The organism is Enterobacter cloacae complex sp. P42RS, assembly GCF_014930595.1.
In the GTDB taxonomy this organism is placed as follows: Bacteria; Pseudomonadota; Gammaproteobacteria; order Enterobacterales; family Enterobacteriaceae; genus Enterobacter; species Enterobacter bugandensis.
Map to the genome: position 1 here is coordinate 81,263 of NZ_JADBRK010000009.1, position 21,755 is coordinate 103,017.

Below are 21,755 nucleotides of genomic sequence, written 5' to 3' on the forward strand. Positions count from 1 at the left end.
GTGGCTACGACGGGATTCGAACCTGTGACCCCATCATTATGAGTGATGTGCTCTAACCAACTGAGCTACGTAGCCATCTTTTTTTCGCGTTACCTTATCGGCGTTGCGGGGCGCATTATGCGTATAGACCCTTGCAGCGTCAACACCTTTTTCAACGAAAATAGCCGGAATGTGACTGTTTGGTTAGGTTGCGAACAGCGTGACCGAATATTCGGCAATTATTGGTTATTAATCGATTTTTGGTGGTGAAATGTGAGGCAAAAAAAACAGGCCCCTTAGGAGCCTGTTTGAAATCGTTGTGATTATTTGTAGGCGGACTGGTGAACGCCTACCGCACGCCCCGATGGATCGTTCATCGCCTTGAAAGATTCATCCCATTCAATGGCTTTCGCGGATGAACAGGCCACTGACGGACCGCCAGGAACACACTCGGCAGCGCTCGGCACCGGGAACAGTTCTTCAAAGATCTCACGGTAGAGGTACGCTTCTTTCGAGCCCGGCGTGTTGTACGGGAAGCGGAAGCTTGCGGTTTCCAGCTGCTGGTCAGAAATCTGCTTCGCCGCCACCTCTTTCAGGGTGTCGATCCAGCTGTAGCCAACGCCATCAGAGAACTGCTCTTTCTGACGCCATGCCACGCTCGCCGGCAGGTAAGATTCAAAACATTCACGCAGGATATGTTTTTCCATTTTGCCGTTGCCGCACATTTTATCCTGCGGGTTGATGCGCATCGCCACGTCGAGGAATTTCTTATCCAGGAACGGCACGCGCGCTTCCACGCCCCAGGCCGACATCGCTTTGTTGGCACGGGCACAGTCGAACATATGCAGCGCCTGCAGCTTACGCACGGTCTCTTCATGCAGCTCTTTGGCGTTTGGCGCTTTATGGAAGTACAGGTAGCCGCCAAACACTTCGTCAGAACCTTCGCCGGAGAGCACCATCTTGATGCCCATCGCCTTGATCTTACGCGACATCAGGTACATCGGCGTGGAGGCGCGAATGGTGGTCACGTCATAGGTTTCAATGTGATAGATCACATCGCGGATCGCATCCAGACCTTCCTGCACGGTGAAGTGAATTTCATGGTGCACGGTGCCGAGGTGGTTTGCCACTTCCTGCGCGGCTTTCAGATCCGGTGCCCCTTCCAGGCCCACGGCAAAGGAGTGCAGCTGCGGCCACCAGGCCTCGGAGCGCTCCTGATCTTCCACGCGACGAGCCGCGAATTTCTTGGTGATCGCGGAGATCACGGAGGAGTCCAGACCGCCGGAGAGCAGTACGCCGTAAGGCACGTCTGACATCAGGTGGCTTTTCACGGAATCTTCCAGCGCCTGACGCAGCTCGGCTTTATCCGTCACGTTGTCTTTCACCGCGTCATAGTCAAACCAGTCGCGCTGGTAGTACGAACGGATTTCACCGTCTTTACTCCACAGATAGCTGCCCGCCGGGAACTCTTTGATGGTGCGGCAGACCGGTACCAGGGCTTTCATTTCGGACGCGACATAGAAGTTGCCGTGTTCATCGTGACCCATGTACAGCGGGATAATACCGATATGGTCACGGCCAATCAGGTAAGCGTCTTTTTCGCTGTCGTACAGCGCGAAGGCAAACATGCCCTGCAGGTCGTCGAGAAACTCGGGACCTTTCTCCTGATACAGCGCCAGGATCACTTCACAGTCAGAGCCGGTCTGGAAGGCGTAGCGGTCGCCGTACTCGGCGCGCAGCGCCTGATGGTTATAAATTTCACCGTTGACAGCCAGCGCGTGCGTTTTTTTCTCGTTATACAGCGGCTGTGCACCGGCGTTGACGTCAACAATAGACAGGCGTTCGTGAGCCAGAATCGCTTTGTCGCTGGCGTAAACGCCTGACCAGTCCGGGCCGCGATGGCGCATCAGGCGGGACAATTCGAGTGCTTTTTTACGCAGTTCGCCCGCGTCAGTTTTAATATCCAGTACGCCAAAAATTGAACACATAACCTTCTCCGTTAACCCTGTTGCATTGTGATGTTGCTTGCTTATGAAAATGCCGCAAAAGGGGGGAGGGGCGCAAGGGTTTTACGGGCCAAAACGGAAAAAGTGCAATAGTGATTGCTGAATAGTGAAAAAAGAGTACGTCAAACATCCTTTTATTGATGATTATGCAATGAAAAGGGTTTTTTGTTAGATGGTGTTTTGTTTGTATAAGCTGAAAATGAAAAACCACGCCCTGGGACGTGGTTCAGAATCAAATAACGTCGATTTCGTCGACAGAGGGGTAAATCCAGCTTGGTCGGAAGGGCATCGTATCGATGTCATCAAGCTGCGAGACGCCAGAAAGTACCAGGATGGTTTCAAGCCCTGCCTGGAAGCCAGCCAGAATATCGGTGCGCAGGTTGTCGCCAACAATGACGGTTTCTTCTGAGTGTGCCTGCATCGTATTCAACGCGGCGCGGATGATCCACGGGCTCGGTTTGCCGACAACAAAAGGCTTACGGCCTGAGATTTTTTCAATACCGGCGCACAGCGCGCCGCAGGCCGGATAGAAACCACGGCCGTGCGTATCCGGGTTGGTGGCAATAAAACGCGCACCATTGGCGACAAAGTAGGCTGCTTTATGCATCATCTCCCAGTTAAAGGAACGCGTTTCACCCACGATCACAAAGTCCGGGTTCACATCGGTAATGGTAAAGCCTGCTTTATACAGCTCGTGGATCAGCGCGCCTTCACCGACCACGTAGGCTTTTTTTCCTTCCTGACGCTTCAGGAAATCCGCCGTTGCCATTGCGGAGGTATAAAACACGCTGTCCGGCACGTCGACGCCTGCGGTGGCAAAGCGATTCGCCAGATCCTGACCGGTTTGGGAAGGGTAGTTCGTGAGTAGAACCAGTGGCATTCCTTTGTCGATGATGCGGTGAAGAAACTCCGCAGCACCCGGCACGGCAACGTTGTCGTGCATCAGCACGCCGTCGATATCACAAATTACATTCTTAATGGTCATGGACATTCCGACATCAAAAAAAGAAGGCGTTACTATAAGGTCCGATCAGGATTCCAGCAAATGCTGGAGCAGGATCCCGTTGAGCATGGCGCGCTTGACCAGCGCAAACGCGCCAATCGCCGAGCGATGGTCAAGCTTCGAACGAACCACCGGGAGGTTCTGTCGGAATGCTTTCAGCGCCTGGGTGTTGATACAGCCTTCGATGGCGGGCAGCAGCACCTTTTCCGCTTCAACAATCTCTCCGGCGATCACCACTTTCTGCGGGTTAAACAGGTTAATGGCGATGGCGATGGTTTTCCCCAGATGGCGACCTACCTGCTCGATTACCTCACAGGCCAGCGCGTCGCCTTTATTGGCGGCTTTGCAGATGGTGCCTATCTTGCAATCGTCCAGCGTGACGCGGCTTTGATAACCCTGCTCAAGCAGGTGGCGAACGCGCTGCTCGATGGCCGTGTTGGCGGCGATGGTTTCAAGGCAGCCGAAGTTGCCGCAGTGGCAGCGTTCGCCGAGCGGTTCAACCTGGATGTGGCCGATCTCGCCAACGTTACCGTTACGACCAATAAAAATACGGCCATTGGAGATAATGCCTGCGCCCGTACCGCGGTGTACGCGCACCAGAATAGAGTCTTCACAGTCCTGACTCGCACCAAAGTAGTGCTCAGCCAGCGCTAAAGATCGAATATCATGACCGACAAAGCAGGTCACCTTAAAGCGTTTTTCCAGCGCGTCGACCAGCGCCCAGTTCTCAACCTGAATATGCGGCATGTATCGGATCACACCGCTTTCCGGGTCGACCAGGCCAGGCAGAATGACGGAGATGGCGATCAGTTCGCGGATCTTGCGCTGACAGCTTTCAATAAAGTGCGCGATAGTATTCAGCAGCGCGTGTTCCAGCGTCTCCTGAGTGCGCTCGGGCAGCGGGTAGTGCTCTTCCGCAATGGCTTTGCTGCTCAAATCGTACAGCGTGAGCGTGGTGTCATGACGACCAAGCCGGACGCCAATAGCCTGAAAGTTACGGGTTTCGGTAATGATGGAGATGGCGCGGCGGCCCCCGGTGGAGGCCTGCTGATCGACTTCTTTGATCAAACCGCGCTCAATGAGCTGGCGGGTAATTTTTGTCACGCTGGCGGGAGCAAGCTGGCTTTGTTCGGCTATCTGGATCCGCGAGATTGGACCATGTTGGTCAATCAGGCGATAAACCGCCGCACTGTTAAGTTGTTTAACGAGATCGACATTACCGATTTGAGCTTGTCCGCCTGGTGTCATACTTTTACTTACTCAGTGACGACCTCGTTACCATTAACGATGGTCTTAATAATTTTATAATCGTGTGTGAATGCCGTCAGGTTTGCAACCATACCCGGTGCAATTCCGCCGAGCTGTTTATCCACGCCGATGGCGCGAGCCGGATAAAGGGTGGCCATACGCAGGACTTCATCAAGCGCAATCCCACAATGCTCCACCAGATTACGCACCCCTTCAATCATGGTCAAAGAGGAGCCACTCAGCGTACCGTTTTCATCCACACACAGTCCATTGCGGTAGTATATTGTTTTACCAGCAAAAATGAACTGCTCAATATTTGCACCTGCTGGCGCGGTGGCATCGGTGACCAGGCAGAGCTTGTCACCTTTCAGCCGTTTGGCGTTGCGAATGTTGGTGTAATCAACGTGCATGCCATCAGCGATAATGCCGCAGTAGACGTCTGGTTCGTCGAGAATCGCCCCGACCAGACCCGGTTCACGGCCGGTAATATACGGCATGGCGTTGTAAAGGTGGGTCGCAAAGGTAATGCCGGCACGGAAGCCCGCTTTGGCTTCTTTCAGTGTGGCGTTTGAGTGGCCTGCTGAAACCACAATCCCGGCGGCAGCCAGTTTGCTGATGACCTCAGTACCGGTCATTTCAGGAGCCAGCGTCACTTTAGCGATCACATCAGCATTGGCACACATGTAGTCGACCAGTTCAGCATCCGGCTTGCGCACGTAATCCGGGTTATGCGTGCCTTTTTTCACTATGTTCAGCCATGGCCCTTCCAGATGCAGACCCAGCGCCTGGTTCGGGTGTTTGGCCAGGTATTCGCGCATCACGCGGATACCCTGTTTCATCAGGTCATCACTGCTGGTGATGAGCGTCGGCAGATAGCTGGTGCAGCCTGATTTCTCGTTAGCTTTCTGCATGATTTCCAGCGTTTCAACCGTCACCGCCTCGGCGGTGTCATTGAACTGCACACCGCCGCAGCCGTTAAGCTGTACGTCGATGAAACCGGGGGAGATTACTGCTCCATTGAGTGAGCGCTGTTCTATCTCCGGCGGCAGTTCTGCCAGCGGGCAAACACGTTCAATCAGGCCATTGGCGATAACAATCGCATGGTCATCCAGAATTTCATGGCCGGTATAAATCCGACCGTGGGTTAAAGCGTACATATCGACCCCCGGTTAAAAAAAGCGACCGCCTCTGACAGAAGAGGCGGTTATTCAATTACAGACCTTTGATGTTCTCAGCTTCTAACTCGTTGAAGTATTTCAGCGTTTTCACCTTCAGTTCCATGGTGGACGGTTCGTCGCAGACGATGACTGATTTTGGATGCAGCTGCAGGCAGCTGATGGTCCACATGTGGTTAACGTTGCCTTCAACGGCTGCCTGGAGCGCCTGCGCTTTCACGCCGCCCAGTACCAGAATCATCACCTCTTCGGCATCCAGCAGGGTGCCTACGCCAACGGTCAGGGCGTATTTTGGAACCTGGTTCACGTCACCGTCAAAGAAGCGGGAGTTTGCCACGCGAGTGTCATGGGTCAGCGTTTTAATACGGGTACGGGAAGCCAGAGAAGAGGCTGGTTCGTTAAACGCGATATGACCATCGTTGCCCACGCCACCCATGAACAGGTGGATTTTACCGTAAGAACGGATTTTTTCTTCGTACTGACGGCATTCTGCGTCAATATCAGGCGCATTACCATTCAGCAGGTTAATATTTTCAGCTGGGATATCAACGTGATCAAAGAAATTGCGGTGCATGAAGCTATGGTAGCTTTCAGGATGCTCCTTTGGCAGGCCGACATATTCGTCCATGTTGAAGGTCACAACGTGTTTAAAGCTAACCTGGCCCGCTTTATGCATTTCAACCAGCGCTTTGTACGCGGTCAGTGGGGTACCACCGGTTGGAAGGCCAAGAACGAAAGGACGATCGGCAGTAGGCTTGAAGGCATTAATACGGTTAACGATATGGCGAGCGGCCCATTTACCGACTTGTTCAGCAGTTGCCAGGGGAATCAGTCTCATTGTTCACCTCAAAGTTTAAGTAGAAGAGTGGGCGGATGGGTATCGGAACCTGATGCTAAAGCGTAACCTGGAACCTTTCAGGCCGGATCAATCCGTCTTGATTTTTTGAATGATAAAATAAGTTTTGGCTGTTAGCCAGTGAAAGGGAGGAGGGAATACGATATTTGGTGACAATAATCACAAAAAATAGGTGTTTAATTTGCGATACGAATTAATTTTTCACACACTCAGACTGCCAGTGAATCATCAACTGTATCTATCGTTCGTGACACAATAAAAACATAGTTTATGCGCGAGTCTTAATAATGGGTCTCGTAGGGGGAATAGGATGAATATTTTAGGTTTTTTCCAGCGCCTCGGTAGGGCTTTGCAGCTCCCTATCGCCGTGCTACCGGTTGCAGCGTTGCTGCTGCGATTTGGGCAACCCGATCTTCTTAACGTGCCGTTTATTGCCCAGGCAGGCGGCGCCATTTTTGACAACCTTGCGCTGATTTTCGCCATCGGCGTGGCGTCAAGCTGGTCAAAAGACAGCGCCGGTGCTGCGGCACTGGCAGGGGCGGTAGGTTACTTCATCCTCACGAAAGCGATGGTAACCATCAACCCGGAAATCAACATGGGTGTACTGGCGGGTATCATTACCGGTCTGGTCGGTGGTGCCGTGTACAACCGCTGGGCGGGTATCAAACTGCCTGACTTCCTGAGCTTCTTCGGCGGTAAACGTTTTGTGCCAATTGCGACGGGCTTTTTCTGTCTGATCCTGGCAGCTATCTTTGGCTACGTCTGGCCGCCGGTGCAGCATGCTATTCATGCGGGCGGCGAGTGGATTGTTTCAGCAGGTGCTGTGGGCTCAGGTATCTTTGGCTTTATCAACCGTCTGCTGATCCCAACCGGTCTGCATCAGGTGCTGAACACCATCGCCTGGTTCCAGATTGGTGAGTTCACCAATGCTGCGGGCACCGTATTCCACGGCGACATCAACCGCTTCTACGCGGGCGACGGCACCGCGGGTATGTTCATGTCTGGCTTCTTCCCAATCATGATGTTTGGTCTGCCGGGCGCTGCACTGGCAATGTACCTGGCTGCGCCAAAAGCGCGTCGCCCAATGGTTGGCGGCATGCTGCTGTCCGTTGCGATTACCGCGTTCCTGACCGGTGTAACCGAGCCGCTGGAATTCCTGTTCATGTTCCTGGCGCCGGTGCTGTACCTCATGCATGCGGTGCTTACCGGTATCAGCCTGTTTGTGGCGACCCTGCTGGGCATCCATGCTGGCTTCTCTTTCTCTGCAGGCGCGATCGACTACGTGTTGATGTACAACCTGCCGGCGGCAAGCAAGAACGTCTGGATGCTGGTGGTAATGGGTCTGGTCTTCTTCGTCATCTACTTCGTGCTGTTCACTGCGGTTATTCGTATGTTTAACCTCAAAACACCAGGCCGCGAAGATACCAAAGACGAAGTGGTCACCAACGAAGCCAACAGCAATACCGAAGAGGGTCTGACTCAGCTGGCGACCAGCTATATCGCTGCCGTCGGTGGGACTGACAACCTGAAAGCGATTGATGCCTGTATCACCCGTCTGCGTCTGACGGTGGGTGACTCGGCGCGCGTAAGCGACGCAATGTGTAAACGCCTTGGTGCATCGGGCGTGGTTAAACTGAACAAACAAACTATCCAGGTTATCGTAGGCGCCAAAGCGGAATCCATTGGCGACGAAATGAAGAAAGTGGTTGCCCGTGGCCCGGTCGCAGCCGCATCAGCCGACAGCGCACCTGCGTCGACGGCTGCGCCAGTTGCTAAGCCGCAGGCCGTGCCGAACGCCGTGACGGTGGCCGCGCTGGTCTCTCCGGTAACGGGTGACGTGGTTGACCTTGAGCAGGTGCCTGATGAAGCCTTCGCCAGCAAAGCGGTTGGTGACGGTGTGGCGGTGAAACCAACGGATAAAACCGTTGTGTCTCCGGCGGCAGGCACCATCGTGAAAATCTTCAACACCAACCACGCGTTCTGCCTCGAAACCGAAAAAGGCGCGGAGATCGTTGTCCATATGGGGATCGATACCGTAGCGCTGAACGGTCAGGGCTTTACTCGCCTGGTGGAAGAGGGGGCTGAAGTGGTGGCAGGTCAGCCGATTCTGGAAATGGATCTGGACTTCCTGAACGCCAACGCGCGCTCGATGATTAGTCCGGTCGTGTGCAGCAACATCGACGACTTTAGCGGTCTGGTACTCCAGGCGAAAGGTCAGGTGGTTGCGGGTCAGACACCGCTGTATGAGATTAAAGGCAAGTAATCGCTCCTGAGTAGAGTCATGCCTTAAGCGGCGGGGGATATCCTCCGCCGCTTTTTTTTGCAGCAAACGCCCCCATTATTTTCATCTGATACGTATTTTCCGTAACTAAGGGTTGTCACTACGTCCGGCTTATAAGATCATACGCCGTTATACGTTGTTTACGCTTTGAGGAATCCACGATGAGTGAGGCAGAAGCCCGCCCGAGTAACTTTATTCGTCAGATCATCGATGAAGATCTGGCCAGTGGTAAGCACACCACGGTACATACGCGTTTCCCGCCGGAGCCGAACGGCTACCTGCACATTGGTCACGCGAAATCGATCTGCCTGAACTTTGGCATTGCGCAAGACTACCAGGGGCAGTGCAACCTGCGTTTCGATGACACCAACCCAGTAAAAGAAGACATCGAATACGTTGAGTCCATTAAAAACGACGTGCAATGGCTGGGCTTCAACTGGTCTGGCGATATCTGCTACTCCTCTGACTATTTTGATCAGCTGTATGCCTACGCGGTGGAGCTGATCAACAAAGGTCTGGCATACGTTGACGAGCTGTCTGCGGACGAAATCCGCGAGTATCGCGGTACGCTGACTGCACCAGGCAAAAACAGCCCGTTCCGCGATCGCAGCGTGGAAGAGAACCTGGCGCTGTTTGAAAAAATGCGTGCCGGTGGCTTCGAAGAAGGTAAAGCGTGCCTGCGTGCCAAAATCGATATGGCGTCGCCGTTTATCGTGATGCGCGATCCGGTGCTGTACCGCATTAAGTTCGCAGAACACCACCAGACCGGCAACAAGTGGTGCATCTACCCGATGTACGACTTCACCCACTGCATCAGCGATGCGCTGGAAGGGATTACGCACTCGCTGTGTACGCTGGAGTTCCAGGATAACCGTCGTCTGTACGACTGGGTGCTGGATAACATCACCATTCCTGTGCATCCGCGTCAGTACGAGTTCTCTCGTCTGAATCTGGAATACACCGTGATGTCCAAGCGTAAGCTGAACCTGCTGGTGACCGACAAGCACGTTGAAGGTTGGGACGACCCGCGCATGCCGACGATCTCCGGCCTGCGTCGTCGTGGTTACACTGCCGCTTCTATTCGTGAGTTCTGCAAACGTATCGGCGTGACCAAGCAGGACAACACCATCGAAATGGCGTCTCTGGAATCCTGCATTCGTGAAGATCTTAACGAAAACGCCCCGCGCGCGATGGCTGTTATCGATCCGGTGAAACTGGTTATTGAAAATTACCCGCAGGGTGGAAGCGAGCTGGTCTCTATGCCTAACCATCCGAATAAACCGGAAATGGGAAGCCGCGACGTGCCGTTCAGCGGTGAGATCTGGATCGACCGTGCTGACTTCCGTGAAGAAGCCAATAAGCAGTACAAGCGTCTGGTGTTGGGTAAAGAAGTTCGTCTGCGTAACGCCTACGTCATCAAAGCCGAGCGCGTAGAGAAAGATGCTGAAGGTAACATTACCACCATCTTCTGTTCGTACGATGCTGAGACGCTGAGCAAAGATCCGGCAGACGGTCGCAAGGTGAAAGGCGTGATCCACTGGGTGAGCGCTTCCCACGCGCTGCCGGTAGAAATTCGTCTGTACGATCGTCTGTTTAGCGTGCCTAACCCGGGTGCGGCTGAAGACTTCCTGGCGACCATCAACCCGGAATCTCTGGTGATCAAGCAAGGTTATGCGGAGCCATCGCTGAAAGCCGCTGAAGCGGGCAAAGCGTTCCAGTTCGAGCGTGAAGGTTACTTCTGCCTGGACAGCCGTTATAGCACGGCAGAAAAACCGGTATTTAACCGTACCGTAGGTCTGCGTGATACCTGGACCAAGATCGGCGAATAATAACGCTGCACTGGTCAATGAGAAACAAACGCCGCTTATAGCGGCGTTTTTTTATTTAATGATCATATCGTTAAAGTAGGCCCGTAATTAGGCCAGCTAAAATTTTTGGTCAATGCGGTGCTACTTATTTTTCTAAAAAAAGTTTGTCTGTTTCAGATAAAAGAGAATTAAGACAAATACGGGTTTTATTACGATCTAATACGCCGAAATTACCTGCTCTACTCCCGCCACACCTCGCATTCGGTCAAATGTTACAAAGCACTACCAATTATGTGCACTTCGTCATAATCCTGACTTTTGCCCACTGAAAAGCATTGATAATTCGCGTCGCGAAAAATAACCTAAAGACGGTAGTTAATTCGAGGGTATTTATAACTACCCCTGGCCTTTTGGTCTTTTATATTTTCGCCGTTTAAGGCGTTTTAATTCGTCAAAGAGGAATAATCTATGCGTACGTTCAGTGGCAAACGTAGTGCGCTGGCGCTGGCTATTGCCGGTGTGACAGCAATGTCGGGCCTGGTGGTGACACCAGAGGCAAAAGCAGCAGGTTTCATCGAAGATTCTACCCTCACTGGCGGTATTTATTACTGGCAGCGTGAACGTGACCGTAAAGATGTCACAGAAGATAAATACAAAACCAACCTCTCTCACTCCACCTGGAACGCCAACCTGGACTTCCAGTCAGGCTACGCCGCCGATATGTTCGGTCTGGATATTGCCGCGTTTACGGCGATTGAAATGGCTGAAAATGGCGACAGCGGCCACCCGAACGAAATTGCCTTCTCCTCCAGCAATAAAGCCTATGACGAAGACTGGTCAGGGGATAAAAGCGGTATCAGCCTTTATAAGGCCGCAGCGAAATTCAAATACGGCCCGGTATGGGCGCGTGGGGGCTATATTCAGCCAACCGGCCAGACGCTGTTAGCGCCGCACTGGAGCTTTATGCCTGGTACCTATCAGGGGGCAGAAGCCGGGGCTAACTTTGACTATGGTGATGCAGGTGCGTTGAGCTTCTCCTATATGTGGACCAACGAGTACAAAGCGCCGTGGCACATTGAGATGGACAAGTTCTACCAGAACGATAAGAAAACCAAAGTCGATTACCTCCACTCGCTGGGTGCGAAGTACGATTTCAAAAACGATCTGGTTCTGGAAGCCGCATTTGGTCAGGCGGAAGGCTATATCGATCAGTATTTTGCTAAAGCCAGCTACAAATTTGATATCGCCGGTAGTCCGCTGAGCACCAGCTACCAGTTCTACGGTACGCGCGATAAGGTCAGCGATGGAAGCGTAAATGACATTTATAACGGCACCGCGTGGCTGCAGGCGTTAACCTTCGGCTACAAGGTCGGTCAGGTTGATTTGCGTCTGGAAGGCACGTGGGTGAAGGCGGAAGGGCAGCAGGGCTACTTCCTGCAGCGTATGACGCCGACCTATGCCTCATCCAACGGTCGTCTGGATATCTGGTGGGATAACCGCTCAGACTTCAACGCCGACGGCGAGAAAGCGGTCTTCTTCGGCGCCATGTATGACCTGAAAAACTGGAACCTGCCGGGCTGGGCGGTGGGCGCTTCTTACGCTTACGCCTGGGATGCAAAACCAGCAGACATGGCGACGCCGGATGCGTACTACGATCCAAACTATCGCCTGAAAGAGTCCTCCTACAGCCTGGATGCTATCTACACCCTGCAGGATGGCCGCGCGAAAGGCACGATGTTCAAGCTGCACTTTACGCAGTATGACAACCACTCCGATATCCCAAGCTATGCGGGCGGTTACGGCAACATCTTCCAGGATGAACGTGACGTCAAATTCATGGTTATCGCCCCATTCACCATCTTCTGATGAGCACACCGGCGGGCTGAGTCCCGCCGGTCTGGAGACTGCACATGATGAAAAAAATCGTAATCGTCGCGCTGATGGCATCAGGGCTGGTGGCGTGTGTTCAGACTCAGGCGCCGAAAGAGGACGCCCGTCTGAAGGAGGCGTATAGCGCCTGTATTAATACCGCGGAAGGATCGCCTGAGAAGATTGAAGCCTGCCAGAGCGTGCTAAATGTGTTAAAGAAAGAGAAAGCGCATGAGGCGTTCGCGACGCAGGAGAATGTTCGCGTGATGGATTATCAGGCCTGCATCCAGGCACGTAAAACCGGTAACGATCAGGAAGTGGCGAAGCGTTGCGATAAAATCTGGAACGAGATACGCAATAACAACAAATGAGTTGATCTCCGCCCGGTGGCACTTTGCTTACCGGGCTTTTTTCTGGCAAAAAAAAGCCAACCTTACGGCTGGCTCAGAGTATGAACGCTAACTTATTTTGTGTCGTGAGCGTGTTCATTCTCGCGGCAATCCCCTTCAGCGCAGTGACCGTAAAGGTACAGGCTGTGGTTGGTCAGGCGAATGCCATGACGAGCTGCGATTTCACGCTGACGCGCTTCGATGGAATCATCGCTAAATTCAATGACCTTGCCGCAATCGAGGCAGATCAGGTGATCGTGGTGATGCTGCTGGGTCAGTTCGAATACAGATTTACCGCCTTCGAAATTATGACGGGTAACAATGCCCGCGTCATCAAACTGGTTCAGCACGCGATATACGGTGGCCAGTCCAATCTCTTCACCCATGTCGATAAGACGTTTATAAAGGTCTTCCGCACTGACATGGTGATTGTCTGGACCCTGAAGCACTTCCAGGATTTTTAACCGAGGAAGCGTTACTTTCAGGCCAGCCTTCTTTAATGCGGTATTGTTGTCAGTCATGCGGAATCTGTCCTGTTGCTAAACGATTCACTTCTCTGGGAAGTGACAGAAAATGCACCTGGGATAATGCGTCTCATTATAGAACTGCCATGCCTAAATGAAAACTGCAAGTCTCAGGCAAAGTATGCTTATAAAAACGTGGTATCACCTACAAACTTGCTCAATGGAAACCACGTTTTGCCAGGGAGACATTGTACAGGTATGGGCGAAAAAGTTAAAAGTTTGTAGCAATTAATTTAATCGGTTTTACCTGGAAAAGGGGCGCAACCCGCGTTGCGCCGTAAAAAATCAGGCGTTGAGAATATCGTCCAGATGCAGTTCTTCGCGGATCTGCTTAACCCACTTCTCTACACGCTCTGCGGTCAGTTCTGGCTGACGGTCTTCGTCAATGGCAAGTCCGACAAAATGATCGTCATCGGCCAGGCCTTTAGAGGCTTCGAAGTGGTAACCGGCAGTCGGCCAGTGGCCCACAATAACCGCGCCATTAGGCTCAATGATGTCGCGAATCGTCCCCAGCGCATCACAGAAGTACTCGGCGTAATCTTCCTGATCGCCACAACCGAACAGGGCAACCAGCTTGCCGTTGAAGTCCACCTCTTCCAGCGTCGGGAAGAAATCGTCCCAGTCGCACTGGGCTTCACCATAGTACCAGGTTGGAATACCCAGCAGCAGAATGTCATAGCCCTCGAGATCTTCTTTGCTGCTCTTGGCGATGTCATGCACATCAGCAACGTCTTTACCGAGCTGTTTCTGAATGTTTTTTGCGATATTTTCGGTATTGCCGGTATCACTGCCGAAGAAAATGCCGATGATTGCCATGAGTAAAATAACCTCTTGAAACTTAATGGTATGGTGGCGCAATTCGGCCACGGATAAGGGCAATAATAGCAGAACTGGCAACCCTGCGGAAACCGCTATCGCGCAGGACTGCACTCTGTGCTACATGAAAAGGGCGATAAAGGGGTTTTTCAGACTTATGCCTGGCTGCGCAGCGTCTCAAGTTGGGCGATGAGCATCTCTTCAATAAGCTCGCTGCGGCTGATATTACGCGCCTCTGCCAGCTCGTTAAGCGCATCGACCGCGTCGGCGTTGAGCTTCAGTTCGACACGCTTAAGCCCACGATTTTTATCGCGTTTAAGCTGATTGCGTTTATTGATACGCAGCTGTTCATCGCGCGAAAGCGGATTCGTTTTCGGTCGTCCCGGTCGACGCTCATTCGCGAACAGATCTAGTGTCGTACGGTCCGTTTGTTCTTTGGCCATGATTATGAGACTTCGGGGGAAACACGCCGCCCTGCTAAAGCCCGGGCGATAAGCGCGCCATCATACATCACCAAAAACGGCACGCCAACGACTGGAAGCCCGTCATCTTCCAGTCGCTCTCTTTTTAATCAATTTGCAGTATCAGCGAGATAGCGGCGAATGGCGCGCAGTACAGCATCCGGTTTTTCCGCATGCACCCAGTGTCCGGCACCGGCAATGACGTGGGCGCGCGCCTGCGGGAATTGTGCCAGCAGCGTGTCCCGGTACGCGTCGGTAATATAAGGAGAGTTACCGCCGCGAATAAAGAGGGCAGGGTGCGGCCAGGCGGGAACGGTTTCCCAGCCCACAATGTGGTTGTACTGGTCCCACAGCACCGGCACGTTAAACCGCCACTGCCCGTCAACAAACGACTTCAAAAGGAACTGCACCACGCCTTCTTCATCAAGATGCTCACGCATAACCGCTGCCGCCTGCTGACGAGTGGAAACGCCAGCTTCGGTTACGGCATTGATCGCCGCGAAAATCTCATCGTGACGGCGAACGTCGTAATCCACAGGCGCAACGTCAATCACGACAAGCCCGGAAATTCGCTCTGGCGCCAGCGCGGTGAGCGCCATAACCGCTTTACCGCCCATTGAATGCCCGATGAGGGTCACCTTCTGCAGGTTGTGCGCGTCCAGCGTATCCAGCAGATCCTGCGCCATTGCCGCATAAGTCATTTCGTCTGAGCGGCCGGAAAGCCCGTGGTTGCGCATATCGACCTGCAAAATATTGTGATCGGTAACCAAATCGCGGGCCAGCACGCCCAGGTTATCCAGGCTGCCAAAAAGTCCATGAACCAGCACGATGGGGGAATTATTGTTCGGCGATTGTGCAGTTTGCGCTCGGGTATTCAATTTCATGGCAAAGTTCTTTTTTTACGTATGTCAGGTTAGGGTATCATGTTGACCATTCTGCCGCCCGGCTGCAAGGTTCCAGTTTAATCTGACTTTTGCCGCCAACCTGGTTTGACGCTATCCGCTGTTGGGATTTGACCTTATAATCCCAATGACTTGTATTCAGATAAGATATCGCACTGGATTAAGATGAAAACAATCGAAGTTGATGACGAACTCTATCAGTATATTGCCAGCCAGACGCGGCATATCGGGGAGAGCGCGTCCGACATTTTACGGCGCATGCTTAAAATTTCCGCCGCTTCACAGCCTGCCACCCCAGTTACCAAAGATGTCGTGTCTCAGCCGAGCGTTGCTGCACAAGCAAAACCTGCCGTGACGCCGGTGAAAGATAAAGTGCGCGCGATGCGCGAACTGCTGCTCTCCGACGAATATGCGGAGCAGAAAAAGGCGGTTAACCGTTTTATGCTGGTGCTGTCTACACTTTACTCCCTGGATAACAAAGCGTTTGCTGAAGCGACCGAGTCGCTGCACGGCCGTACCCGCGTCTATTTCGCGGGCGACGAGCAGACGCTGCTGCAAAATGGCAATCAAACCAAACCTAAACATGTCCCTGGCACTCCGTACTGGGTGATCACCAATACCAATACGGGCCGCAAGTGCAGCATGATTGAACACATCATGCAGTCCATGCAGTTCCCGGCGGAATTGATTGAAAAGGTTTGCGGTACAATTTAACCCTTGCATCATAAGGACCCGGTAATGGCAAATCACAGCCGTGCAGGCCAACCTGCACAACAAAGCGATTTGATTAACGTCGCTCAGCTGACCGCGCAGTATTACGTGCTGAAACCGGTCGTGGGCAACGCAGAACACGCAGTGAAGTTTGGTACATCTGGTCACCGCGGCAGCGCGGCGCGCCACAGCTTTAACGAACCGCACATTCTGGCCATTGCTCAGGCCATTGCGGAAGAGCGCGCTAAAAACGGCGTTACCGGTCCGTGCTACGTGGGCAAAGATACCCATGCGCTGTCTGAACCGGCGTTTATTTCCGTGCTGGAAGTGCTGGCGGCGAACGGTGTGGACGTGATTGTTCAGGAGAACAATGGGTTTACTCCAACACCGGCGGTATCAAACGCGATCCTTGTGCACAACCAAAAAGGTGGCGCGCAGGCTGACGGTATCGTCATCACGCCATCCCACAACCCGCCGGAAGACGGTGGTATCAAATACAACCCGCCTAACGGCGGCCCGGCTGACACTAACGTCACCAAAGTGGTGGAAGATCGTGCAAACGCGCTGCTGGCCGACGGTCTGAAAGGCGTTAAACGTATTTCTCTTGATGAGGCGATGGCCTCCGGCCACGTGAAAGAGCAGGATCTGGTTCAGCCGTTTGTGGAAGGGCTGGCGGATATCGTCGATATGGCGGCGATTCAGAAAGCTGGCCTGAAGCTGGGCGTGGATCCGCTGGGCGGCTCCGGTATTGAGTACTGGAAGCGCATCGCCGAGCACTACAAGCTGGATCTGACCATCGTGAACGATCACGTCGATCAGACCTTCCGCTTTATGCACCTGGACAAAGACGGCGCGATCCGTATGGACTGCTCCTCCGAATGCGCGATGGCGGGCCTGCTGGCGCTGCGCGATAAATTCGACCTGGCGTTTGCTAACGACCCGGACTATGACCGTCACGGCATCGTCACCCCTGCCGGGCTGATGAACCCGAACCACTATCTGGCTGTTGCGATCAACTACCTGTTCCAGCACCGTCCGCAGTGGGGCAAAGAGGTGGCTGTCGGTAAAACGCTGGTCTCTTCTGCGATGATCGACCGCGTGGTGGACGCGCTGGGCCGCAAGCTGGTGGAAGTGCCGGTGGGCTTCAAGTGGTTCGTTGACGGTCTGCACGACGGCAGCTTTGGCTTCGGCGGCGAAGAGAGCGCAGGCGCGTCCTTCCTGCGTTTCGACGGCACCCCGTGGTCAACCGATAAAGACGGCATCATCATGTGCCTGCTGGCGGCGGAGATTACCGCGGTTACCGGCAAGAATCCGCAGGAACACTACAACGAGCTGGCTGCACGCTTTGGTGCACCAAGCTATAACCGTATTCAGGCTGGCGCGACCTCTGCGCAAAAAGCGGCTTTGTCCAAACTCTCTCCGGAGATGGTCAGCGCAAGCACCCTGGCAGGCGATCCGATCACCGCGCGTCTGACGGCGGCACCGGGTAACGGTGCGTCTATCGGCGGCCTGAAAGTGATGACCGAAAATGGCTGGTTCGCCGCGCGTCCGTCCGGTACGGAAGATGCGTACAAGATCTATTGCGAAAGCTTCCTCGGCGCTGAGCATCGCCAGCAGATTGAGAAAGAAGCGGTAGAGATTGTCAGCGAAGTGCTGAAAAACGCATAAGTCGTGTTCTGGTGCGGGCTGATGCCCTCACCCCGGCCCTCTCCCGCGGGGAGAGGGAGAAAACACTAAAAACGGCAACCTCAGGGTTGCCGTTTTGCTTTTACCTAACTGTGTTTGTTCTTCAATTCAAATCTCGGCGACACCAGACCGTACAGCGTCCAGCCCATAAAGGTCACTATCGCCCCGTACAGCATCGCCTCCTGTCCGGACGAGTAGAGCGCATAGAAGCTGTATATCGCCCCAACCAGCGCCACGATATTCGCTACTCGCGCTTTGTGCGGATCCACCTTCGCCACCTTCTGAATGATCGCCAGCGCCGCCATCGACAGAATATACGGGATGATGTTCGTCACCACCGCCAGGTTGACCAGCACGTTGAACTGGTTGTTCAGCGACGGGCTGATGGTCATTAGCGATAATCCGCTCTGGAAGATGACAATTGCCAGCATACCCTGCACCGGCGCATCGGCTTTGGTCACGCGGGAGAAGATTTTCGGGAAATAGCCTTCATCTGCCGAAGATTTAAAAACCTGTGCAATGGTGAACTGCCAGCCAAGCAGCGATCCGCAGCAGGACATCACCATCAACCCCATGATCACTTTCCCGACTTCCGGGGTGAACATCTGCGCAAAGGCCAGTCCGAACGGTGCCGTGGAGTTAGCCAGATCCATGTTTGGCACGATCCCCGCTATCACGTTGGTTGAAACGATATAGATCACCGCCGCGCCCAGCGTCCCGCCGAGAACCGCAATCGGCACGTTCTTCTCCGGATTTTCCACCACTTCCGCATTTGCGCAGGCGGATTCCAGGCCCAGGAAAGCCCAGAGCGTCATGGCGATAGACGAGCCCACGGCGGTGAAGAACGGCACATGGTGCGGGTTCCAGGAGTTGGCGTACAGCGTCGGGCTAAACCAGAACCAGCCGATGATGCACAGGCCGACCACCGGGATGATCACGCCCCAGACGGTAATGCTGCTGAGCTGTCCGGTGATGCGCGCGCCGCCAAAGTTGGCGACGGTACAGATCCACAGCACGCCGATGGTTGCCAGCCCAATTTGCACCGGGCTGAGCGTCGCGCCAAACAGCTCCGTACCGTAGCCCACGGCGGAGATGGCAATCGCCACGTTGGCGATCAGCAGCGACACCCCATAGGTATAGTTCGCCATAAAGTTGCCGGACTTGCCGAAGGCGTACTCGGCATAGCCGCCCATGCCGCCTGACTTGCGGCTGAACATCCCGCACTTGGCAAACGCCCACGCCAGCGCCATCGATCCGACAGCCGTCACCAGCCAGGAGATGATCGAGATGGTCCCCACCTCGGCAAGCTTGGTGGGCAGCATGATAATCCCGGAGCCCATCATGTTAACCATGGTGAGGATAGTCAGCTGCACCACGCCCATCTTATTGGACTTGCTCATAATTTTTCTCCTTTCAGCAGCGTTGGCTGAGCAGCGGATTGTTTGATGACGTAGCAGCGAACCTGTTTGCGACCGTCACACTCCTCGACGTACACGCCCTGCAGCTCCGGCGCGAAGCCCGGCAGCAGGTTGATGCCTTCTTCCAGCGCGGCAAAGTAGCGCAGCACGGAACCGCCCCAGACTTCCCCTGGAACCACGCACAGTACCCCCGGTGGGTAAGGGAGAGCGCCTTCGGCGGCGATGCGGCCTTCCGCGTCGCGCAGGGAGACCAGCTCGACCTCACCGCGCAGGTAGGCGTAGTTCGCCTCTTGCGGGTTCATCATCACGCGCGGGAAGTGAGACTTGCGGAACATCTCTTTTTGCAGCTGCTTCATGTTGTGACGGACGTACAGGTCGTGCATCTCCTGGCAGATCTGGCGCAGGGTGTAACCCGCGTAACGTTCCGGATGCTGTTTGTAGAGGGAGGGCAGGACGTCTTTCAGCGGCACATCGCTCTCAAGCAGTTTTTCGAAGCGCACCAGCTGGGCGACCAGCTGCTGCAGCTTGCCCATGTCCTCCGCAGGGGTGAGCAGGAACAGGATCGAGTTGAGATCGCATTTTTCCGGCACGATGCCGTTTTCACGCAGGAAGTTGGCGAGAATGGTGGCGGGCACGCCGAAGTCGTCATACTCCCCGGTGCGGGCGTTAATGCCCGGCGTAGTCAGGAGGAGCTTGCACGGGTCGATAAAATACTGATGCTCAGCGTAGCCATCAAAAGCGTGCCAGCGTTCACCCGGTACGAAATGGAAGAAGCGCAGATCGGTTGCAATCTCTGCCGTGTCCCAGCTTTCCCACGCGCGGCCATCCACCGTCTCGGGCACAAATGGACGAATAAATCGGCAGTTCTCCAGGATCAGCTTGCGCGCCTCAATGCCCGTCACCACGCAGTCCATCCACATGTTGCGGCCGCTTTGCCCCTCATGCATGCGGGCGTTAATGTCCAGCGCGGCAAACAGCGGATAAAACGGGCTGGTGGAGGCGTGCATCATAAAGGCATTGTTGAGCCGCTTATGTGGGACATAGCGCTGCTGGCCTTTGATGTGGCTGTCCTTCTTGTGAATTTGCGAGGTCTGCGAGAAGCCAGCCTGCTGTTTATGCACGGACTGGGTGACCAGAATCCCCGGATCGTTTTCGTTCAGCTCCAGCAGCAGCGGCGAGCAGTCGGCCATCATCGGAATAAACTGCTCGTAACCCACCCAGGCCGAGTCAAACAGGATGTAGTCGCACAGGTGCCCAATCTTATCCACCACCTGACGGGCGTTGTAGATGGTGCCATCGTAGGTGCCCAGCTGGATCACCGCCAGGCGGAACGGACGCGCATCGCGTGCACGGCCAGGCGCCACCTCTGCCACCCGTTCACGCAGGTAGCTCTCCTCAAAGCAGTGCGCGTCAATGCCGCCGATAAAGCCGTACGGGTTGCGCGCGGTTTCCAGATAGACCGGCGTTGCCCCAGCCTGAAGGAGGGCACCGTGGTGGTTAGACTTGTGGTTATTACGGTCAAACAGCACCAGGTCGCCTGGTGTGAGCAGGGCGTTAAGCACCACTTTGTTGGACGACGAGGTGCCATTCAGCACGAAGTAGGTCTTATCGGCGTTAAAGACTTTTGCCGCATGCTGCTGGGCAATGCACGGTGCGCCTTCGTGGATCAGCAGATCCCCCATCGCCACGTCGGCGTTGCACAGATCGGAGCGGAATAACGTCTCGCCAAAGAAATCGACAAACTGATTGCCGGCAGGATGACGGCGGAAAAACTGCCCGCCCTGATGCCCCGGGCAGTCAAACGCGCTGTTGCCCTGCTTCACGTAGTCGACAAGGGCGCGGAAAAACGGCGGGCGCAGCTGGGTTTCATACTTCTGCGCGGCCGCTTCCAGCTGGCGTCCATAAAAGTCTTTGCTGGTGTCTGAATGCTCAAATACGCCGTGAATGCGCGATAAATAATCTGCCGGGATGATCTCTTCTTTGTGCGTCGCCACAAATACGGGAATGCCAAAACCGGTAGCTTCTATTTCTTCCAGGATACCGCTGGCAATATCCGTGACCGCCAGAACAATGGCGGCAACATCAATATAATCAGAAGCGCGGACATCCACCACTTCACGCTGGGTAGTAAAGCAGTCCGGACATGCACGGCTGGCTGCGATTTTTAAATTTTTCATCTTTCTCTCTTTATTTTAGGTAATAAGCGTCCCTCGATTTCTTGCAAGAAAGAAATCGATAATTTTCCGGAAAAAAAGCAATGGGTAGCCGCTGATTAAAATCAGTGAATTGCTTTTTTGATGATTGAAATTCAGTCCGCCCGGTGCGGATGAGTCTGAATCAAGATGAATGAGCGCACGAGTTCACAGGCAATTGCCTGTAAGCTAAGGTTTTTCAGGATAACCTGTAAGCGAGTGCGCCAGAAGTCGAAGGACTACCGGGCATTAAAGAGATGAAAGTCAAAGCAGTTTCGGTGGGCAAACATCATAATATGCGTTGTCCGCCTTATATGGGGCATTAAGCGATTGTTGTTTTCCATGTTTCATTTTCCTTTCAGTAATTGAAAGCATGGTCATTTTATCCAGGCAAAGGCGATTAACCGTGAAGCAGATCACCATTAACCGAT

The 21,755-nt window shown here is 53.9% G+C and carries 18 protein-coding genes and 1 tRNA gene; 6 read left to right on the forward strand and 13 right to left on the reverse strand.

Features of this window, described 5'->3' with window-relative positions:
- Window position 1: 1 nt before the first annotated feature.
- The 6 genes from IM314_RS13190 to nagB form a co-directional block, all read right to left on the reverse strand.
- A tRNA-Met gene (locus IM314_RS13190) sits at window positions 2-75 on the reverse strand.
- A gap of 227 nt (window positions 76-302) precedes the next feature.
- Window positions 303-1,967: an asparagine synthase B gene (gene asnB / locus IM314_RS13195; RefSeq protein ID WP_041910781.1), complete on the reverse strand. Its 1,665-nt coding sequence runs from the start codon at window positions 1,965-1,967 to the stop codon at window positions 303-305.
- A 250-nt stretch (window positions 1,968-2,217) separates the two neighbouring features.
- A complete protein-coding gene (nagD, locus tag IM314_RS13200; RefSeq protein WP_028012353.1) occupies window positions 2,218-2,970 on the reverse strand; it encodes a ribonucleotide monophosphatase NagD in 753 nt (250 codons plus the stop codon).
- A gap of 45 nt (window positions 2,971-3,015) precedes the next feature.
- Complete coding sequence (locus tag IM314_RS13205; protein ID WP_028012354.1) at window positions 3,016-4,236, reverse strand: N-acetylglucosamine repressor; 1,221 nt, start codon at window positions 4,234-4,236, stop codon at window positions 3,016-3,018.
- A gap of 8 nt (window positions 4,237-4,244) precedes the next feature.
- The gene (nagA, locus tag IM314_RS13210; RefSeq protein WP_028012355.1) at window positions 4,245-5,393 is read right to left on the reverse strand and encodes an N-acetylglucosamine-6-phosphate deacetylase; all 1,149 of its coding nucleotides are present in this window, start codon (window positions 5,391-5,393) and stop codon (window positions 4,245-4,247) included.
- A 55-nt stretch (window positions 5,394-5,448) separates the two neighbouring features.
- Window positions 5,449-6,249, reverse strand: coding sequence for a glucosamine-6-phosphate deaminase (gene nagB, locus IM314_RS13215; RefSeq protein WP_028012356.1), 801 nt, complete (start codon window positions 6,247-6,249; stop codon window positions 5,449-5,451).
- Between the two features lie 328 nt (window positions 6,250-6,577).
- On the opposite strand from nagB, the gene nagE reads away from it, so the two are divergent.
- From nagE to chiQ, 4 genes are all read left to right on the forward strand, one after another.
- Complete coding sequence (nagE, locus tag IM314_RS13220) at window positions 6,578-8,530, forward strand: PTS N-acetyl glucosamine transporter subunit IIABC (RefSeq protein ID WP_028012357.1); 1,953 nt, start codon at window positions 6,578-6,580, stop codon at window positions 8,528-8,530.
- 179 nt (window positions 8,531-8,709) lie between these two features.
- Window positions 8,710-10,377 carry a glutamine--tRNA ligase gene (glnS, locus tag IM314_RS13225; protein WP_041910779.1) on the forward strand — a complete coding sequence of 556 codons (1,668 nt, stop codon included), beginning with the start codon at window positions 8,710-8,712 and terminating at the stop codon, window positions 10,375-10,377.
- A 447-nt stretch (window positions 10,378-10,824) separates the two neighbouring features.
- Window positions 10,825-12,222 carry a chitoporin gene (gene chiP, locus IM314_RS13230; RefSeq protein WP_028012359.1) on the forward strand — a complete coding sequence of 466 codons (1,398 nt, stop codon included), beginning with the start codon at window positions 10,825-10,827 and terminating at the stop codon, window positions 12,220-12,222.
- 47 nt (window positions 12,223-12,269) lie between these two features.
- Complete coding sequence (gene chiQ / locus IM314_RS13235; RefSeq protein ID WP_028012360.1) at window positions 12,270-12,596, forward strand: ChiQ/YbfN family lipoprotein; 327 nt, start codon at window positions 12,270-12,272, stop codon at window positions 12,594-12,596.
- Between the two features lie 92 nt (window positions 12,597-12,688).
- On the opposite strand, the gene fur is transcribed toward chiQ, so the two are convergent.
- From fur to ybfF, 4 genes are all read right to left on the reverse strand, one after another.
- The gene (gene fur / locus IM314_RS13240; RefSeq protein WP_028012361.1) at window positions 12,689-13,135 is read right to left on the reverse strand and encodes a ferric iron uptake transcriptional regulator; all 447 of its coding nucleotides are present in this window, start codon (window positions 13,133-13,135) and stop codon (window positions 12,689-12,691) included.
- A gap of 288 nt (window positions 13,136-13,423) precedes the next feature.
- A complete protein-coding gene (gene fldA, locus IM314_RS13245) occupies window positions 13,424-13,954 on the reverse strand; it encodes a flavodoxin FldA (RefSeq protein ID WP_008501067.1) in 531 nt (176 codons plus the stop codon).
- A 155-nt stretch (window positions 13,955-14,109) separates the two neighbouring features.
- Window positions 14,110-14,397 carry a LexA regulated protein gene (gene ybfE / locus IM314_RS13250; protein WP_014883017.1) on the reverse strand — a complete coding sequence of 96 codons (288 nt, stop codon included), beginning with the start codon at window positions 14,395-14,397 and terminating at the stop codon, window positions 14,110-14,112.
- A 128-nt stretch (window positions 14,398-14,525) separates the two neighbouring features.
- Window positions 14,526-15,299 (reverse strand): esterase, encoded by a 774-nt coding sequence (gene ybfF / locus IM314_RS13255; RefSeq protein ID WP_193359057.1) that lies wholly within the window; start codon window positions 15,297-15,299, stop codon window positions 14,526-14,528.
- A 183-nt stretch (window positions 15,300-15,482) separates the two neighbouring features.
- Between ybfF and seqA the strand changes: the two genes are divergently transcribed.
- On the forward strand, window positions 15,483-16,031 hold the full coding sequence (gene seqA / locus IM314_RS13260; RefSeq protein ID WP_028012363.1) for a replication initiation negative regulator SeqA: 549 nt from the start codon (window positions 15,483-15,485) through the stop codon (window positions 16,029-16,031).
- Between the two features lie 24 nt (window positions 16,032-16,055).
- Complete coding sequence (gene pgm / locus IM314_RS13265; protein WP_062935923.1) at window positions 16,056-17,696, forward strand: phosphoglucomutase (alpha-D-glucose-1,6-bisphosphate-dependent); 1,641 nt, start codon at window positions 16,056-16,058, stop codon at window positions 17,694-17,696.
- Between the two features lie 104 nt (window positions 17,697-17,800).
- On the opposite strand, the gene potE is transcribed toward pgm, so the two are convergent.
- From potE to speFL, 3 genes are all read right to left on the reverse strand, one after another.
- Entirely contained in the window at window positions 17,801-19,114 is a 1,314-nt protein-coding gene (gene potE / locus IM314_RS13270) for a putrescine-ornithine antiporter (RefSeq protein WP_193359058.1), read from the reverse strand.
- A complete protein-coding gene (gene speF / locus IM314_RS13275; RefSeq protein WP_193359059.1) occupies window positions 19,111-21,309 on the reverse strand; it encodes an ornithine decarboxylase SpeF in 2,199 nt (732 codons plus the stop codon). Before speF ends, potE begins: the two co-directional genes overlap by 4 nt.
- A 254-nt stretch (window positions 21,310-21,563) precedes the next feature.
- Window positions 21,564-21,668: a leader peptide SpeFL gene (gene speFL, locus IM314_RS13280; RefSeq protein ID WP_003858645.1), complete on the reverse strand. Its 105-nt coding sequence runs from the start codon at window positions 21,666-21,668 to the stop codon at window positions 21,564-21,566.
- Window positions 21,669-21,755: the final 87 nt, after the last annotated feature.

Bases quoted from the DNA above. Each gene is read 5' to 3' on its own strand.
- asnB (WP_041910781.1), bottom strand. From the start codon at position 1,967: ATGTGTTCAATTTTTGGCGTACTGGATATTAAAACTGACGCGGGCGAA.
- nagD (WP_028012353.1), bottom strand. From the start codon at position 2,970: ATGACCATTAAGAATGTAATTTGTGATATCGACGGCGTGCTGATGCAC.
- IM314_RS13205 (WP_028012354.1), bottom strand. From the start codon at position 4,236: ATGACACCAGGCGGACAAGCTCAAATCGGTAATGTCGATCTCGTTAAA.
- nagA (WP_028012355.1), bottom strand. From the start codon at position 5,393: ATGTACGCTTTAACCCACGGTCGGATTTATACCGGCCATGAAATTCTG.
- nagB (WP_028012356.1), bottom strand. From the start codon at position 6,249: ATGAGACTGATTCCCCTGGCAACTGCTGAACAAGTCGGTAAATGGGCC.
- nagE (WP_028012357.1), top strand. From the start codon at position 6,578: ATGAATATTTTAGGTTTTTTCCAGCGCCTCGGTAGGGCTTTGCAGCTC.
- glnS (WP_041910779.1), top strand. From the start codon at position 8,710: ATGAGTGAGGCAGAAGCCCGCCCGAGTAACTTTATTCGTCAGATCATC.
- chiP (WP_028012359.1), top strand. From the start codon at position 10,825: ATGCGTACGTTCAGTGGCAAACGTAGTGCGCTGGCGCTGGCTATTGCC.
- chiQ (WP_028012360.1), top strand. From the start codon at position 12,270: ATGAAAAAAATCGTAATCGTCGCGCTGATGGCATCAGGGCTGGTGGCG.
- fur (WP_028012361.1), bottom strand. From the start codon at position 13,135: ATGACTGACAACAATACCGCATTAAAGAAGGCTGGCCTGAAAGTAACG.
- fldA (WP_008501067.1), bottom strand. From the start codon at position 13,954: ATGGCAATCATCGGCATTTTCTTCGGCAGTGATACCGGCAATACCGAA.
- ybfE (WP_014883017.1), bottom strand. From the start codon at position 14,397: ATGGCCAAAGAACAAACGGACCGTACGACACTAGATCTGTTCGCGAAT.
- ybfF (WP_193359057.1), bottom strand. From the start codon at position 15,299: ATGAAATTGAATACCCGAGCGCAAACTGCACAATCGCCGAACAATAAT.
- seqA (WP_028012363.1), top strand. From the start codon at position 15,483: ATGAAAACAATCGAAGTTGATGACGAACTCTATCAGTATATTGCCAGC.
- pgm (WP_062935923.1), top strand. From the start codon at position 16,056: ATGGCAAATCACAGCCGTGCAGGCCAACCTGCACAACAAAGCGATTTG.
- potE (WP_193359058.1), bottom strand. From the start codon at position 19,114: ATGAGCAAGTCCAATAAGATGGGCGTGGTGCAGCTGACTATCCTCACC.
- speF (WP_193359059.1), bottom strand. From the start codon at position 21,309: ATGAAAAATTTAAAAATCGCAGCCAGCCGTGCATGTCCGGACTGCTTT.
- speFL (WP_003858645.1), bottom strand. From the start codon at position 21,668: ATGGAAAACAACAATCGCTTAATGCCCCATATAAGGCGGACAACGCAT.